Here is a 15,156-nt window from a genome sequence, read left to right as displayed (position 1 = left end):
CCCCCCCCGGGCATTCAGGCCGACACCGCTGCCTGGCTGCCAGCCCCAGCCTTGCGCAGCAACCGCTTCATCCGCCATTCAAAGCCAAAGGTCAGCGCCACTGCCGCGCAGGCCAGCCCCAGCGCCAGCCCCCACCAGATCCCGACCGCGCCGCCACCCAGGTTGAAGGCGAACAGCCAGGCGCTGGGTGCGCCCACTAGCCAATAGCAGCACAGCCCGATCAGGAAGGTGGTCTTGGCATCCTTCAAACCACGGATCGAGCCCATGGCGATGGTCTGCATGCCATCGAACAGTTCGAACCACGCCGCCACCATCACCAGTTGCACGGCCAAGTGGTAGATGGCCGCGAACGCCGGGTCGTCGCGGTCGATGAACAACCCCACCAAGGCATCCGGCAACAGCCAGAACAGCGCGGCGAAGGCGAACATGATCATCCCGCCGAAACCGATGCCCACCCGGCCTGCGCTGCGGGCGGCGAGCAGGTTGCCGCCGCCGTAGTACAAGCCCACGCGCATGGTCACGGCATAGGACAGCCCGGTGGGCACCATGAACGCCGTCGAAACGATCTGCAGCGCGATCTGATGCGCCGCCAGTTCCGTGCTGCCGAGCACGCCCATGCACAGCGCGGCAAAGGCAAACAGGCCGACCTCGACCATGTACGTGCCGCCAATCGGCAGGCCCAACCGCCACAACTCGCGCAGGGCCGGCAGCGAAGGGCGCGACAGGCCCTTGCGCAGCGGGTAGGCGGCATAGGCCGAATGCCAGCGGATGTACAGTGCCAGGGCAATGGCCATGCCCATCGACACCACCGCAGTGACCAGGCCGATGCCCATCAGGCCCAGCTTGGGCAGGCCGAACATGCCTTCGATCATCGCGACGTTGAGCAGGTAGTTGAGCACCGTGCCAATCACGCTGATGACCATCACCGGCGTCGAGCGGCCGAGGGCGCTGGTGAACCCGCGCAAGGCCATGAAGGTCAGGTAGCTGGGCAGGGCCAGCGGCAGCAGGGTGAGAAACTCGGCTGCCGAGGCGACGTTGTCCGGCTGCTGGCCGAACATCAGCAATACCGGCTCCAGGTTCCACAGCGCCAGCGCCGCGACCAGCGCCAGGCCCCAGGCCAGCCACAAGCCGTTCTGGGCCAGGCGGGTGACGCCTTCGATGTCGTTGGCGCCCTTGCGGATGGCCACCAGCGTGCCGACAGCGGCGATCACGCCCAGGCAGAAAATCGACACGAACGAGTAGCTGGCAGCGCCCAGGCCACCGCCGGCCAGTGCTTGTGGGCTGATGCGGGCCATCATCAGGGTGTCGGTCAGCACCATCAGCATGTGCGCCAACTGCGAGGCGATCAGCGGCCCGGCCAGGCGCAGCAAAGCCTTGAGTTCGGTGGTGGGCGCTACATGCATGTGAGTAGTCCTTCTTCCTGATTCTGTGAGCAAGGGGCGAGTCTGAGGCTTTGGTCAACTTTGCACAAAAGGATAAAAGCGATCATTGGCATGAGTCTGACTCATGGGTATATGCTGCGGTCGATCGGTTTCACAGCCCCGTATGGCAGGTGCCTCATGTCTCGTCAGCTCCCTCCGTTGTATGCCTTGCGCGCATTCGAAGCCGCTGCCCGGCTGAGCTCCTTCACCCGCGCCGGCGAAGAGCTGTCCATTACCCAGAGTGCTGTCAGCCGCCATATACGCACCCTTGAGCAGCACTTCGCCTGCCGCTTGTTCGTGCGCAGCGGCCGCAGCCTGCAACTGACCGAAGCGGCAAGGCTATTGCTGCCCGGCGTGCGCGAAGGCTTCACTGCGCTGGAGCGGGCGTGCGATACCTTGCGCGGTGAAGATGACATCCTGCGCATGAAAGCGCCCTCTACCCTGACCATGCGCTGGTTGCTGGCGCGCCTGAGCCGCTTTCGTCACCTGCAGCCGGGTAATGAAGTGCAACTGACCAGTGCCTGGATGGACGTCGACCATGTCGATTTCAACCAGGAGCCTTTCGATTGCGCAGTGTTGCTCAGCGATGGCGTGTTCCCGGCACATTGGGAGGTGCGCCGGTTGTTTCCCGAACTGCTGATCCCAGTGGGCGCACCCGACCTGCTCGACGAAGCACCGTGGGACGAGCATCGGCTGGCCTGCTTCGAGTTGTTGCACCCGACGGTGGACAAGCGCGACTGGCGAGAGTGGCTGCAGCGCATGGGGCTTGGCGACAAGGTCTCGCTCAAGGGCGGCCAGGTGTTCGACACCCTGGAGTTGGGCATGATCGCGGCGGCGCGTGGCTATGGGATATCCATGGGCGATTTGCTGATGGTGGCCGAGGATGTGGCGCAGAAGCGCCTGAGCCTGCCCTGGCCGACGGCGGTACCCAGCGGCATGGACTATTACCTGGTGTGGCCGCGTACCCGGCCGGGCGGCGAGCGGCTGCGGCGGTTGAGCGCGTTTCTGCACGACGAGGTGGCGGCCATGGACCTGCCGAAGGTGGAAATCCTGCCGGCGATTGGGCCGCAGCGCGACCCAATGCACCCCTGAGCCTTACATCGAGCCCAGGTTCAACGCCTGCGCACAGGCCTGCAACGAGCGGCGCTCGCTTTGCGCATACAAGGCCAGTTCATCCTGCACCTTCAGCCCCAGTGCGGCCTCGAAGGCCTCACGGTTAGCGTTGCTGCCATAGTCTGCCTGCGCATCATCGCCCAGGTTGGACTGGAAGATCCCTGCCGCGCTCACCGGCAGGAAGTCTTCATACACCAGCGCCTCGTAGTGTACATGCCCTGCTTCGATCAGCCCCTGCAGGGTGGTCGGGCGCTCGCGCTGATCGCGTGCGGCCAGGCCTTTTTCGGTGGCAAAGTAACGGAAGTACGCCAGGCCTTGCTCGCGCATCTGCGCCAGGTCATCCGGGAACTCCGCGAAGGTCTGGCTCAACAGTGCCTTGTAACGCTCGGCATTGGCTTCGGCGGGGGCACCGCCCAAGGCCGCGCGCGTGGCATCAAGCAACTTGTCGTAAAGCTGGCGGCCCTTCGGCGTCAGCGCCGCACCGCGCTGTTCGATCTCGCCGAAACGTGCGGTGTGGCTGCCCTCGCTGCCTTGCTGGTCACAGAAGGCGACCTTCTCCTGCAGTGCCTTGAAGCTGGTCTGGCGCAGCAGGATCGGGTGACGACGGGTGGGCGGGCCTTCGACCACGGCTTTTGGCGGGATGCCCTTGGCCGGCATGCCGACCTGGATCGCGTCGATGTCCAGGGTGCGCGGGGTGAGGTGGTTGATGTGCGGGCCTTTGAAGGCAACCACATCGGCGATCAAACGGTGCTGGTCGTGCAGTTGCTGGTACTGCTCGGCGGTTACCGTGGCGTCGTGGTGCCAGCGGAAGGTGTGCAACGCTTCCTGTACGAAGGCTTCGGCGTCGGCCGCGCTCAGGCCGCCGTCACGTTCGCACTGCTCGATCAGTTCAAGCACGCGCGGGGTGAAGATCTCGCGTTTGGCCAGGATGCCCTGCGCCAGCTCACGCAGCTGTGGGTTGTCGATCAGTTCCAGGCGCAGCAACGAGGTGAACACGCGGAACGGGCTGACATGCAGCGATTGCTCGTGCACGGCGCGAAATGCCGTGGAGTGCACCGGTACGCCCGCCGAGCTGAGGTCGTAGTAGCCGACGGGCTCCATGCCCATCACTGCGAACAGTTTGGCGATGGTGGCCAGCTCTTCGGCGGTGCCGACACGGATGGCGCCGTGGCGCTCCTGGTCCAGGCGTTCGATTTCGCCGGTCCAGCGCAGCGCTTCGGCCACTTTGGGTTGCTGGGCCATGACCTGCTGGTTGATTTCGCTCACCAGCTCCAGCAACGTGCCATACAGCGGTACTTCCTGTTTGTACATGAGCGACATGGCGGCAGAGAACTGCGCGCGGATGCTGTCTGGGCTGACGAAATCGTGGGCGGGCATCGCTAGCTTCCTGGTTAGGTTCGGACGCTTACATGAAAGCTGGGAATGCACATGGCTCACAAGCGAAAAAAAGTGGGTGTGTCATTCCTTTTTTGATCGACCTAAGGGCCGCAAAGCGGCCCCGGCACGCTCAACGCTGCAACTGCTCGCGCACCCACTCCACCAACGCCCGCACCTTGGGCACTTCCGCTGCATGCTCGGCATACGCCAGGTAATGCGCCCCAGTACTGCGCATCGCATGATTCCACGGAATGACCAGGCTCCCTTCATTCAATTCCTTGGCCACTAGGTACTGCGGCACCAACGCCACCCCACACCCCGCCTGCGCGGCGCTCAAGGCCATGTAGAAGGTATCGAACCGCGGCCCGTGGTAGCTGCTGACACTGTGCAGCCCCAGTTCGAGAAACCACTCATGCCACGCTTCCGGCCGCGATGTGCTCTGCAGCAGCACCAGTTCGGCCAACTCTCCCGCATCGGCCAGCGCCCGCCCGGCCAAAAGCTCCGGCGCGCATACCGGTACCACCTCTTCGCGGAACAGCTCTATGCAGGTCGCCCCCGGCCAGGTGCCCTGCCCATAGAAGAACACCACGTCCGCCGAGCCTTGCAGCAAGGCGAACGGCTCCATCTCGTTGCGGATGTCCAGGTGGATATTGCTGTGGCGTTTGCCAAACCCCTTGAGGTGGGGGATCAACCAGCGCACGCCAAAACTCGGTTGAGTGGCTACCTTCAATATCTCGGTCTGCTCGCCATAGGTCAGGACGTAGCGGCTGGAGATGTCGACCTGGGTGAGGATCTTGTTGACCTCGGCCAGGTACAGGCTGCCGGCTGGCGTCAGTTGCAGGCGGCGGCGAATGCGCAGAAACAGGTGGTGGCGCAGCATGTCTTCGAGCTGCGCCACCTGCTTGCTGACCGCGCTCTGGGTCAGGTGCAGCTCTTCGGCGGCACGGGTGAAGCTTAAATGACGGGCTGCGGCTTCAAAGCACTGCAGGGCGGTCATGGAGGGCACCAGGCGTTTGGACATAGCGGTCTCTGCGGCTCAAATCATTACCTGACGGAATGATATGCGGAATAAAGGTCGTTTGTTGCACTGGTGTGATCGGATTAATACTGATCCACATCATTTTTCCACCCCATCACCGATGTAGGAGATGCACCAATGGTTGCTGGATTGCTCGAGCGTCTTGGCGTTGCCGCCGAGGCTTACACCCAGGGCGACTACCCTGTTCACACGCCGATCGACGGCAGCCAGATCGCCTCGGTGAAGCTGCTCGGCAAGGCCGAGACCATCGCCCGCATCGATCAGGCCCACAGCGCCTTCGAAGCCTGGCGCAGCGTACCGGCCCCACGCCGTGGCGAGCTGGTCCGCCTGTTCGGCGAAGTGCTGCGTGAGCACAAGGCCGACCTCGGCGAGCTGGTTTCGATCGAAGCCGGCAAGATTACCCAGGAAGGCCTGGGCGAAGTCCAGGAAATGATCGACATCTGCGACTTCGCCGTCGGCCTGTCGCGTCAACTGTACGGCCTGACCATCGCCTCCGAGCGCCCGGGCCACCACATGCGTGAAAGCTGGCACCCGCTGGGCGTGGTTGGCGTAATCAGCGCCTTCAACTTCCCGGTGGCCGTCTGGGCCTGGAACACCGCACTGGCCCTGGTGGCCGGTAACTCGGTGGTGTGGAAGCCGTCGGAAAAGACCCCACTGACCGCCCTGGCCTGCCAGGCGCTGTTCGAAAAAGCCCTGAAAGCCTTTGGCGATGCACCGGCTGGCCTGGCGCAACTGGTCATCGGTGGCCGTGAAGCGGGCGAAGCCATGGTCGACGACCCGCGTGTGCCGCTGGTCAGCGCTACCGGCAGTACCCGCATGGGCCGTGAAGTCGGCCCACGTGTCGCTGCCCGCTTTGGCCGCAGCATCCTCGAACTGGGTGGCAACAACGCCATGATCCTGGCACCGAGCGCGGACCTGGACCTGGCCGTGCGTGGCATCCTGTTCTCGGCCGTCGGCACTGCCGGCCAGCGTTGCACCACCTTGCGCCGCCTGATCGTGCACCGTTCGATCAAGGATGAAGTGGTTGCCCGCGTCAAAGCCGCCTACGCCAAGGTGCGTATCGGTGACCCACGCAAGGACAACCTGGTGGGCCCGCTGATCGACAAGCTGTCGTTCGATGCCATGCAGGGCGCGCTGGCCAAGGCCCGCGACGAAGGCGGCCAGGTGTTTGGCGGCGAGCGTCAGCTGGCTGACCAGTACCCGAACGCCTACTACGTATCCCCGGCCATCGCCGAGATGCCGGCCCAGAGCGACGTAGTGCGCCACGAAACCTTCGCGCCGATCCTGTACGTGCTGGCCTACGACGACTTCGAAGAGGCCCTGCGCCTGAACAACGAAGTGCCACAGGGCCTGTCCTCGTGCATCTTCACCACCGACCTCCGTGAAGCCGAGCGCTTCCAGAGTGCCTCGGGCAGCGACTGCGGCATCGCCAACGTCAACATCGGCACCAGCGGCGCCGAGATCGGCGGTGCGTTTGGTGGCGAGAAGGAGACCGGCGGTGGCCGTGAGTCCGGTTCGGATGCCTGGAAAGGCTACATGCGTCGCCAGACCAACACCGTCAACTACTCGCGCGAGCTGCCGCTGGCGCAGGGTATCGTGTTCGACTGATGCTGCATGGCCGGGGGCGATGCCCCCGGTTCGCGGGGCAAGCCCGCTCCCACAGAAATCATGCACACAACGCGATCTCTGTGGGAGCGGGCTTGCCTGCGAATGGGCCGCAAAGCGGCGCCAAAACACGAGATGCACCCGCAATAAGAACAACACTGCTGGAGCCGGCCATGTCCGAACTGCGTCAACAATGCTTGTGGGAATTCGTCAGCAAACCCACCGTCGCCGCCCAGGCCCTGGCCGGTGAGCACAAGGCCGATGTCTGTGTCATCGGTGGCGGCATCACCGGCCTGTCCGCAGCTATCCACCTGCTGGAGCAGGGCAAGTCGGTGATCCTGCTGGAAGCCTGGCAAATCGGCCACGGAGGCTCCGGGCGTAACGTCGGCCTGGTCAACGCAGGCACCTGGATCCGCCCCGACGATGTCGAGGCGACCCTCGGCCAGAAGCAGGGCAGCCGCTTGAACAAGGTGCTCGGCGAGGCACCCGGCGAGGTCTTCGCCATGATCGAGCGCCTTGGCATCGACTGCCAGGCCCAGCACAAAGGCACGCTGCACATGGCGCACAACGCCACCGGCATCGCCGACCTCGAAGCCCGCCATGAACAGTGGAGCCGGCGAGGGGCTGATGTGGAGCTGCTGACCGGCGCCCAATGCCAGGAATACTGCGGTACCAACAAAATTTCCGCCGCGCTGCTCGACCGCCGCGCCGGCACCATCAACCCCATGGGTTACACCCAAGGCCTGGCCGCTGCGGTCTCGCGCCTGGGTGGCAAAGTGTTCCAGCAGTCGTCCGTCGAGGGCCTGGAGCGCGAGGGTGATGGCTGGCGAGTGAAGACCGCGCGCGGCTCGGTGCGCGCCGACAAGGTGGTGATGTCCACCGGTGCCTACACTGAAGGCGACTGGAGCAACCTGCAGAAGCAGTTCTTCCGCGGTTACTACTACCAGGTGGCGTCCAAGCCGCTGCAGGGCGCCGCCGCCGACAAGGTGCTGCCGCATGGCCAAGGCTCCTGGGACACCCGCACTGTGCTCAGCAGCATCCGCCGTGACGACCAGGGCCGCCTGCTGCTGGGCAGCCTGGGCCGGGTCGACAACAAGCCGGCCTGGTTCGTGCGCAGTTGGGCGGACCGGATCCAGAGCCATTACTACCCGGAGCTGGGCAAGGTCGAGTGGGAGATGCACTGGACTGGCTGCATCGATTTCACCCCCGACCACCTGATGCGGCTGTTCGAGCCGGCGCCTGGGTTGGTCGCGGTGACCGGTTACAACGGGCGCGGCAACACCACCGGGACCGTGATCGGCCGGGCGTTTGCCGAGTTCCTGCTCAAGGGTGAGGCGGACAGCTTGCCGATTCCGTTCTCGCCGATGACCGGGGTGAGTGCGCCGTCGTTGCGCACGGCGTTCTATGAGTCCGGGTTCTCGCTGTACCACGCGGGGCAGTGCTTGAGAGTGGTGCTGTAAGGTACTGGTACGGTTCTGTAGGAGCGGCCTTGCGTCGCGAAAGGGTCGCGCAGCGGCCCCGGCGATTTTTGCTGCGCCACAGAACTTGGGGCCGCTGCGCTGCCCTTTCGCGACGCAAGGCCGCTCCTACAATCAGCGCCAATTCAGGGGCCCCAGGTCATTTGTGCAACCAACTGAGGAAGCCGCCCTTCTTGATCAGGGTCGGCTTCTGCAGCAGTAGCGATTCCCGGCTCTGGCGCCGGAACCGCTGCAACTTGCTCAACGCCGTCTGCACCTCGCCGCGCTGCACCAGGCAGCTCTTCACCTGTTCCTTGTCGATGCGGTAAAGCACGCAGCTGGTCAGCGTGCGGAATTCAGCGAAGCCGTCGTCCTCGTCGAGGATGCCCTCGATTCCCAGTACCTCCCCAGGCCCCATGCGCCCAGCCTCCAGCAACTTGTCGCCGTCGCGGACTGACGCCGAAACCACGCCGCTGCCAATCACCAACAGATGCTCCGAGCGTTCGCCCACCCCCAGGATCACCTGGTCGGCCAGGTACTCTACCGCGGTCATGCGCTGGCTCAGCGCATCGCGTTCGTCATCGCTCAGCGAGCGGAACACCCGCACCTCGTCCAGTACTTCGCGCTGGCGGCTGCGTGGCGGCATGGCCAGGTCGACGTTCCACATCACGCCACTGGCCTCAAGGTGCCGGTGGGCCAGGTCGAACAGCTGATTGCGCGCTTCGGTCTTGCCGCCCATGTCGGCAATGAAACCACTGGCCTCGTATTCCACCGATTCCAGGCTCGAGGCCTTCACCGTGACTTTCGGCTTGGGCGAGGCCAGTATCGCGCGGGTGCCCTGCAAGGCCTTTTCCAGCGCATCGAATACCCGCTTCGGCCGCACCTTGGCCGGCACCACCACGCTGATCGATACACCGTGCACATCGGCCGGGCGGCTGTGGTTGAGCAGCTTGGCCTTGGCCGCGACCGAGTTGGGGATCACCGCCAGGCTGCCGGACCCGGTCAGCAGGCGGGTGGCGCGCCAGTCGATGTCCAGTACCTTGCCTTCGGTGCCATCGATGGAGATCGCATCGCCGATCTGATAGGGCCGTGTGGTGTTCAGCACGATGCCGCTGAACACATCGGCCAAGGTGCTTTGCAATGCCAGGCCGATAACGATGGCCATCACCCCGGAGGTGGCCAGCAGCCCCTTCACCGGCAGCTGCATTACGTAGCCTGCCGCCGCCACCACCGCCGCCAGGAATATCAGCGCCCCCAGCACATCCTGCAGCAACCGCCCGCCATGGCTGCCGCGCGCCACCAGCAGCAGGCCGAACACCACCGTCACCGTGCGCGCGCCGAACAGCCACCAGCCGATCGTCAGCACCGTGGCCATCAGGTTGCGCGACACATCCTCGGGCCATGGCGGTGGTTGCAACGGGCTCATGCCGGCGGCCAGCAGCACCGAGCTGAACAGCAGGAAGATCACCAGCCGCGCGCCGATACGCCAGGCCCGGCGCTGGAGGGGGATCAGTTGCCAGAGCACGAGGTCGAGCAGAATCAGGGCGCAGCCGAGCAGCAACGGGGAAGACTGGATAAAGGCCAGCATGGTGGTCTCGGGATGAGGGGAGGGCTGTGGGTAGTAATAGAGCAGGTTGGTTCGCCAGGCAATGTTGTCCGGCTGCGCTCACCCTGGTCGCCTGTTGACTTGTCCAAGGACTGTGGTAGCGTTTTACCTGAGCGCGAAACCAGTTGCCATTCAGCGGCAGTAACTGGCGTAGGAACCCCGTCGATGGCTGAATCATCAGCGCAGGGTGAGACCTCCACACCCCGGCTTGAGGGTGTGTATATGAATATCAAGCACCTCTTTCAGGGCTACTGGTTACAGTGGCCCTTTTCTTTGTTCGGCAGAAACGCATAGCGTTTGAAGAGCAGCTCGCCATGGCGATGCTTGTTCAACGCTTTCGCGTCGCACTGCATAAAATTCCACAGCATTTTTCCGCTCTCGAGCGTCACGATCACCAGCATCTGTCGCTTGGTCTCATAGACCCTGATAAATGCCAATCTATGTGTGTCGTTGGTATAGGCGACACTCCACACTTCAAACGGCCCGGTCAAGGTATCCAAGGCTACTTGGGCATAACGTTCCCGGGCATCCTGCCTTTTTTCGACGATGTGACAGATACAGCTGCGCCGAACCTGAACACCTCCCAAGGGCGTCTTGAGAACCACAAAGGCGATAGGTGAGTCGCTAAAGCCGAAGTGCTGAGCGACCAGTTCGATAGCATCGTCATGGGAGTCCGCTGCAGCAATCTCCTCGATAGCTTGAGCACGCATCTCACGGTGAAGTGACCTGAGATCGGGTAGCCCCATATCCAGCCAAGTGCGCTGACACCCTTTCTCAGTGATTTTTGCGGGTGGGGTAGTGACGGTCAAGGAGGTACCTGGTGACAAGCGGAGGGCTGAAGCGATAGGGCTCGACAAGCCTAGGGAGCGGGCAGAGCGCGAACAATCAGAAGGGAATCGACACAGTTCGTAGGGGATTTCCCGATGCGACGCGGTTTCGCAGGTAATGACTGACATCGCAGTAGGACATTGCTGGCATTTCAGAATGCTGAGGCCGCTACGCAAACAAGCCAGCAAATCCATTGCCAACTAATCGTTCACAAAATAGAACGCTAAAGCCAAAAACAGCTATCTACCGCTCCATAGGTGATGGTTTTAATCTTCTCCCATCAACGCGAAACACCCAAATCACTGAAGATCAAAACCCTTAGGAGCAACGACCATGACCCCATTCAAATACAACCGCCTGAACAAAGACGACGCAGCCGTGCTGTTGGTCGACCACCAGGCTGGCCTGCTGTCCCTGGTGCGTGACATCGAGCCGGACGCCTTCAAGAACAACGTGCTGGCCCTGGCCGACCTGGCCAAGTTCTTCAACCTGCCAACCATCCTCACCACCAGCTTCGAGCAAGGCCCCAACGGCCCGCTGGTACCCGAGCTGAAAGCGCTGTTCCCGGACGCGCCCTACATCGCCCGCCCAGGCCAGATCAACGCCTGGGACAACGAAGACTTCGTCAAGGCCGTGAAGGCCACCGGCAAGAAGCAACTGATCATCGCCGGTGTCGTGACTGAGGTGTGCGTAGCCTTCCCGGCCCTGGCAGCCCTGGAAGAAGAGTTCGAGGTGTTCGTGGTGACCGATGCGTCCGGCACCTTCAACGCCATGACCCGCGACGCCGCCCATGACCGCATGAGCCGTGCCGGTGCGCAACTGATGACCTGGTTCGGCGTGGCCTGTGAGCTGCACCGCGACTGGCGCAACGATGTCGAAGGCCTGGCGGCGCTGTGTTCCAACCACATCCCGGACTACCGCAACCTGATGAGCAGCTACAACGCCTTCAACGCCGGCAAGTAACCCGCCACGCCCCCGGGCACCGCCAGTCGGTGCCCGGCAAGGGCAGCACACCCATGCAATCTTCCGCCCGTTCGCCGTTGCACAGTGGATGCGGGCCAGCTCATCCCAAGGAACGCCGATGAACACCGCACTCCAAGACAACCGCAACGTGGTTACCCTGGTCATCCAGCACAAGGTTCGTGCCGAAGCATTGGCAGGCTACGAAGCGTGGCTCAAGCACACGGTCAGCGCCGCACGCCGCCAACCCGGCCACCTCGATGTCAACGTGATCCGCCCGGAAGACGGTGGCCGCCACTTCACCACCGTGGTGCGCTTCAGCGACGCCAGCCTGTTGCAGGCCTGGGTCAACTCCACCGAGCGCCAGACGCTGGTCAGCCAGGTGCTGCCGTTGCTGGAGGAGGGTGACAACACCCAGGTCCACGACGACCCGGAGTTCTGGTTCACCCCGCCGAGCACCACCGCGAAGCAACCGCCGCGCTGGAAGCAGGCACTGCTGACCTACCTGGTGATCTGCCCGATGACCATGATCATCCCGCAACTGCTGGCGCCGTTGTTCGCCCGCGTCCCGCAGCTGGGCGGCCCGATCACCGGCAACCTGATCGTCAACCTGTTCGTCATCCTGCCCGTGGTGTTCTACATCATGCCGTGGGTAACCCGCCGCTGCGCCAACTGGCTGCGTGGCTGAGCCAGCTCCACCCCCCACCCCAAAAGACTTTCAAGGAGATACCGACATGAGCACACTCGTAACCCGCGACGGCACTTCGCTCTATTTCAAGGACTGGGGCAGCGGCAAGCCCGTGCTGTTCAGCCACGGTTGGCCGTTGGATGCCGACATGTGGGACGCGCAGATGGAGTTCCTGGCCAGCCGCGGCTACCGCGCCATCGCGTTCGACCGCCGTGGCTTCGGCCGGTCGAGCCAACCGTGGAATGGTTACGACTACGATACCTTTGCCGATGACATCGCCCAGTTGATCGAGCACCTCGACCTGCGTGAAGTGACCCTGGTGGGCTTCTCCATGGGCGGCGGCGATGTCAGCCGTTATATCGCCCGCCATGGCAACGAGCGAGTTGCCGGGCTAGTGCTGCTGGGCGCGGTGACGCCGGTGTTCGGCAAGCGTGATGACAACCCAGAAGGGGTCGATGCATCGGTGTTCGAAGGCATTCAGGCAGGGCTGCGTGCGGACCGGGCGCAGTTCATCGCTGATTTCGCCACGCCGTTCTATGGTTTGAACCAAGGCCAGCAAGTGTCCCAGGGTGTGCTGACGCAAACCCTGAACATCGCGCTGCTGGCCTCGATCAAGGGCACACTGGATTGCGTGAGCGCGTTTTCCGAGACCGACTTCCGCCCCGACATGGCCAAGATCGAGGTGCCTACCTTGGTTATCCACGGTGACGCGGACCAGATCGTGCCGTTCGAGACCACCGGCAAGAAGGCTGCCGAGTTGATCCGCGGTGCCGAGTTGAAGGTGTATGAAGGCGCGCCGCATGGCTTTGCCGTGACGCATACGCAGCAGCTGAACGAAGACCTGCTGGCGTTCTTGAACCGGTGAAAATCCAGCGGCCGCCTCGCGCCGAGGCCGGCCGCTGCACAAAAGCTGATCAAGGCTAACCTTCACCCACCCACCGCACATCCATCCAAGCCTTGGCCAGGCACGAACCGGCATGCTCCGCAGTTGCGCTTGCCGCCGCCGCACCCAGACGGAGAAGACCATGTCCCAGGACCCCAACGACAAGAGCCGTCGCCAGTTCCTCGCCACCAGCACCGTGCTCGGTGCTGCTGGCGCGCTCTGGTCCGCATTGCCCTTCGCCGGCTCCGCCGGTTCCGCCCATGCATCCACCCAAGGAGGCTCCATGACCGCCGACCTCATCCTGTTCAACGGCAAACTGCACACCGTTGACCGTGAGAAGCCCACCGCCACCGCCGTTGCCATCAAGGACGGCCGCTTCATTGCCGTCGGCAGTGACGCCGACGCCATGGCCCACAAAAGCGCCGCCACGCAGATCATCGACCTCAAGCAGCGTACTGTCATCCCGGGCCTGAACGACTCCCACCTGCACTTGATCCGTGGTGGCCTGAACTACAACCTGGAGCTGCGTTGGGAAGGCGTACCGTCGGTAGCCGATGCCCTGCGCATGCTCAAAGACCAGGCCGCCCGTACCCCAACCCCGCAGTGGGTGCGTGTGGTCGGTGGCTGGAACGAATTCCAGTTCGCTGAAAAGCGCATGCCGACCTTGGAAGAAATCAACCAGGCCGCGCCCGATACCCCGGTGTTCCTGCTGCACCTGTACGACCGCGCACTGCTCAACCGCGCTGCGCTCAAGGCCGTGGGCTACACCAAGGACACGCCGAACCCGCCAGGTGGCGAGATCCAGCGCAACAAATTCGGCGAGCCGACCGGCATGCTCATCGCCCGCCCTAACGCGATGATCCTCTACGCTACCCTGGCCAAGGGGCCGAAGCTGCCGCTGGAATACCAGGTCAACTCGACCCGCCAGTTCATGCGTGAGCTCAACCGTCTGGGCCTGACCAGCGCCATCGACGCCGGGGGTGGCTACCAGAACTTCCCCGACGACTATTCGGTGATCCAGGAGCTGGCTGACAAGGGCCAGTTGACCGTGCGCATCGCCTACAACCTGTTCACCCAGAAGCCTAAGGAAGAACTCGACGACTTCAAGAAGTGGACGTCGAGCGTGAAGCTTCACAGCGGCACGGACTTCCTGCGCCATAACGGCGCGGGTGAGATGCTGGTGTTCTCCGCCGCCGACTTCGAGGACTTCCTTGAGCCGCGGCCGGACTTGCCGCAAACCATGGAAGAAGAGCTGGAGCCGGTGGTGCGCCACCTGGTCGAGCAGCGCTGGCCGTTCCGCCTGCACGCTACTTACAACGAATCGATCACGCGCATGCTCGATGTGTTCGAAAAGGTTAACCGGGACATTCCGTTCAACGGCCTGCCGTGGTTCTTCGACCATGCCGAAACCATCACCCCGGAAAACATCGAGCGCGTGCGCGCCCTGGGCGGGGGCATCGCCATCCAGGACCGTATGGCCTTCCAGGGTGAATACTTCGTCGACCGCTACGGTGCCAAGGCAGCCGAAAAGACACCGCCGATCCAGCGCATGCTCGACATGGGTGTGCCGGTCGGGGCCGGTACCGACGCAACCCGCGTCTCCAGCTACAACCCGTGGACTTCGTTGTATTGGTTGGTCAGCGGCAAGACCGTTGGCGGCATGGCGCTGTACCCGGAAGGCCTGAGCCGCGACACCGCGCTGCAGTTGTTCACTCAGGGCAGCGCCTGGTTCTCCAGTGAGCAGGGCAAGAAAGGCCAGATCAAGGTGGGCCAGCTGGCCGACCTGGCGGCGTTGTCGCTGGACTTCTTCAGTGTCGATGAAGAGGCGATCAAGGGCATCGAGTCGGTGCTGACCCTCGTCGATGGCAAGGTCGTGTACGGCGCCGGCGAGTTCGACAGGCTCGGCCCGCCGCAGGTGCCAGTACTGCCGGAATGGTCGCCGGTGGCCAAGGTGCCGGGGCACTGGCGGGTGGGTACGCCATCGCTGGCCGCAGCGGTGCACCAGTGCAGCGGCCCGTGTGGGGTGCATGCGCACAGCCATGAAAAGGCGCGGCATTCCAGCGTGCCGGTGAACGATTTCCAAGGGTTCTGGGGGGCGCTGGGTTGTTCGTGCTTCGCGTTCTGAGTTGATGTGAAGAAGGGGCCTGCAGAGGCCCCTTTTTTTGCTTGAGTGAATTAT

12 protein-coding genes are annotated in these 15,156 nt (G+C 63.5%); 7 read left to right on the top strand and 5 right to left on the bottom strand.

What is annotated here, in order from left to right; genetic code table 11:
* Positions 1 to 14 precede the first annotated feature (14 nt).
* Entirely contained in the window at positions 15 to 1,403 is a 1,389-nt protein-coding gene (locus tag LJX93_RS26365) for a NorM family multidrug efflux MATE transporter (RefSeq protein WP_033702265.1), read from the bottom strand.
* Between the two features lie 156 nt (positions 1,404 to 1,559).
* Here LJX93_RS26365 and LJX93_RS26360 point away from each other — a divergent pair, with 156 nt between their 5' ends.
* The gene (locus tag LJX93_RS26360) at positions 1,560 to 2,513 is read left to right on the top strand and encodes a LysR substrate-binding domain-containing protein (RefSeq protein ID WP_095063930.1); all 954 of its coding nucleotides are present in this window, start codon (positions 1,560 to 1,562) and stop codon (positions 2,511 to 2,513) included.
* Positions 2,514 to 2,516: 3 nt separating this feature from the next.
* Here LJX93_RS26360 and LJX93_RS26355 read toward each other — a convergent pair whose 3' ends face one another.
* Together LJX93_RS26355 and LJX93_RS26350 are read right to left on the bottom strand one after the other, a co-directional pair.
* Complete coding sequence (locus LJX93_RS26355; RefSeq protein ID WP_033702261.1) at positions 2,517 to 3,911, bottom strand: VOC family protein; 1,395 nt, start codon at positions 3,909 to 3,911, stop codon at positions 2,517 to 2,519.
* Positions 3,912 to 4,041: 130 nt separating this feature from the next.
* A complete protein-coding gene (locus tag LJX93_RS26350) occupies positions 4,042 to 4,932 on the bottom strand; it encodes a LysR family transcriptional regulator (RefSeq protein WP_033702259.1) in 891 nt (296 codons plus the stop codon).
* A gap of 135 nt (positions 4,933 to 5,067) precedes the next feature.
* On the opposite strand from LJX93_RS26350, the gene LJX93_RS26345 reads away from it, so the two are divergent.
* Together LJX93_RS26345 and LJX93_RS26340 are read left to right on the top strand one after the other, a co-directional pair.
* Positions 5,068 to 6,558 (top strand): aldehyde dehydrogenase family protein, encoded by a 1,491-nt coding sequence (locus LJX93_RS26345; protein ID WP_033702257.1) that lies wholly within the window; start codon positions 5,068 to 5,070, stop codon positions 6,556 to 6,558.
* A 170-nt stretch (positions 6,559 to 6,728) separates the two neighbouring features.
* On the top strand, positions 6,729 to 8,015 hold the full coding sequence (locus tag LJX93_RS26340; protein WP_033702256.1) for an NAD(P)/FAD-dependent oxidoreductase: 1,287 nt from the start codon (positions 6,729 to 6,731) through the stop codon (positions 8,013 to 8,015).
* A gap of 157 nt (positions 8,016 to 8,172) precedes the next feature.
* Here the strand turns inward: LJX93_RS26340 and LJX93_RS26335 are convergent, their stop codons facing one another.
* Entirely contained in the window at positions 8,173 to 9,600 is a 1,428-nt protein-coding gene (locus tag LJX93_RS26335) for a mechanosensitive ion channel family protein (protein ID WP_095063929.1), read from the bottom strand.
* Between the two features lie 266 nt (positions 9,601 to 9,866).
* Positions 9,867 to 10,427 carry a PBECR2 nuclease fold domain-containing protein gene (locus LJX93_RS26330; protein WP_227696596.1) on the bottom strand — a complete coding sequence of 187 codons (561 nt, stop codon included), beginning with the start codon at positions 10,425 to 10,427 and terminating at the stop codon, positions 9,867 to 9,869.
* Between the two features lie 352 nt (positions 10,428 to 10,779).
* Here LJX93_RS26330 and ycaC point away from each other — a divergent pair, with 352 nt between their 5' ends.
* From ycaC to LJX93_RS26310, 4 genes are all read left to right on the top strand, one after another.
* Positions 10,780 to 11,409 carry an isochorismate family cysteine hydrolase YcaC gene (gene ycaC, locus LJX93_RS26325; RefSeq protein ID WP_033702251.1) on the top strand — a complete coding sequence of 210 codons (630 nt, stop codon included), beginning with the start codon at positions 10,780 to 10,782 and terminating at the stop codon, positions 11,407 to 11,409.
* Positions 11,410 to 11,527: 118 nt separating this feature from the next.
* Positions 11,528 to 12,094, top strand: a complete 567-nt coding sequence (locus LJX93_RS26320; protein WP_081874765.1) for an antibiotic biosynthesis monooxygenase — start codon at positions 11,528 to 11,530, stop codon at positions 12,092 to 12,094.
* Positions 12,095 to 12,140: 46 nt separating this feature from the next.
* Positions 12,141 to 12,959, top strand: a complete 819-nt coding sequence (locus LJX93_RS26315; protein WP_033702249.1) for an alpha/beta fold hydrolase — start codon at positions 12,141 to 12,143, stop codon at positions 12,957 to 12,959.
* A 301-nt stretch (positions 12,960 to 13,260) separates the two neighbouring features.
* Positions 13,261 to 15,102: an amidohydrolase gene (locus tag LJX93_RS26310; RefSeq protein WP_162181163.1), complete on the top strand. Its 1,842-nt coding sequence runs from the start codon at positions 13,261 to 13,263 to the stop codon at positions 15,100 to 15,102.
* Positions 15,103 to 15,156: the final 54 nt, after the last annotated feature.

It is taken from the genome of Pseudomonas sp. HN2-3 (assembly GCF_020691745.1).
GTDB lineage: Bacteria > Pseudomonadota > Gammaproteobacteria > Pseudomonadales > Pseudomonadaceae > Aquipseudomonas > Aquipseudomonas capeferrum.
Note: the sequence above shows the minus strand (reverse complement) of the source record. Positions and strands in the feature narration are given on the sequence as shown.

Excerpts from the sequence above, each read along its gene's own strand:
- LJX93_RS26355 (WP_033702261.1), bottom strand. The coding sequence starts at position 3,911 with ATGCCCGCCCACGATTTCGTCAGCCCAGACAGCATCCGCGCGCAGTTC.
- LJX93_RS26335 (WP_095063929.1), bottom strand. The coding sequence starts at position 9,600 with ATGCTGGCCTTTATCCAGTCTTCCCCGTTGCTGCTCGGCTGCGCCCTG.
- ycaC (WP_033702251.1), top strand. The coding sequence starts at position 10,780 with ATGACCCCATTCAAATACAACCGCCTGAACAAAGACGACGCAGCCGTG.
- LJX93_RS26310 (WP_162181163.1), top strand. The coding sequence starts at position 13,261 with ATGACCGCCGACCTCATCCTGTTCAACGGCAAACTGCACACCGTTGAC.
- LJX93_RS26365 (WP_033702265.1), bottom strand. The coding sequence starts at position 1,403 with ATGCATGTAGCGCCCACCACCGAACTCAAGGCTTTGCTGCGCCTGGCC.
- LJX93_RS26320 (WP_081874765.1), top strand. The coding sequence starts at position 11,528 with ATGAACACCGCACTCCAAGACAACCGCAACGTGGTTACCCTGGTCATC.
- LJX93_RS26315 (WP_033702249.1), top strand. The coding sequence starts at position 12,141 with ATGAGCACACTCGTAACCCGCGACGGCACTTCGCTCTATTTCAAGGAC.
- LJX93_RS26345 (WP_033702257.1), top strand. The coding sequence starts at position 5,068 with ATGGTTGCTGGATTGCTCGAGCGTCTTGGCGTTGCCGCCGAGGCTTAC.
- LJX93_RS26360 (WP_095063930.1), top strand. The coding sequence starts at position 1,560 with ATGTCTCGTCAGCTCCCTCCGTTGTATGCCTTGCGCGCATTCGAAGCC.
- LJX93_RS26340 (WP_033702256.1), top strand. The coding sequence starts at position 6,729 with ATGTCCGAACTGCGTCAACAATGCTTGTGGGAATTCGTCAGCAAACCC.
- LJX93_RS26350 (WP_033702259.1), bottom strand. The coding sequence starts at position 4,932 with ATGTCCAAACGCCTGGTGCCCTCCATGACCGCCCTGCAGTGCTTTGAA.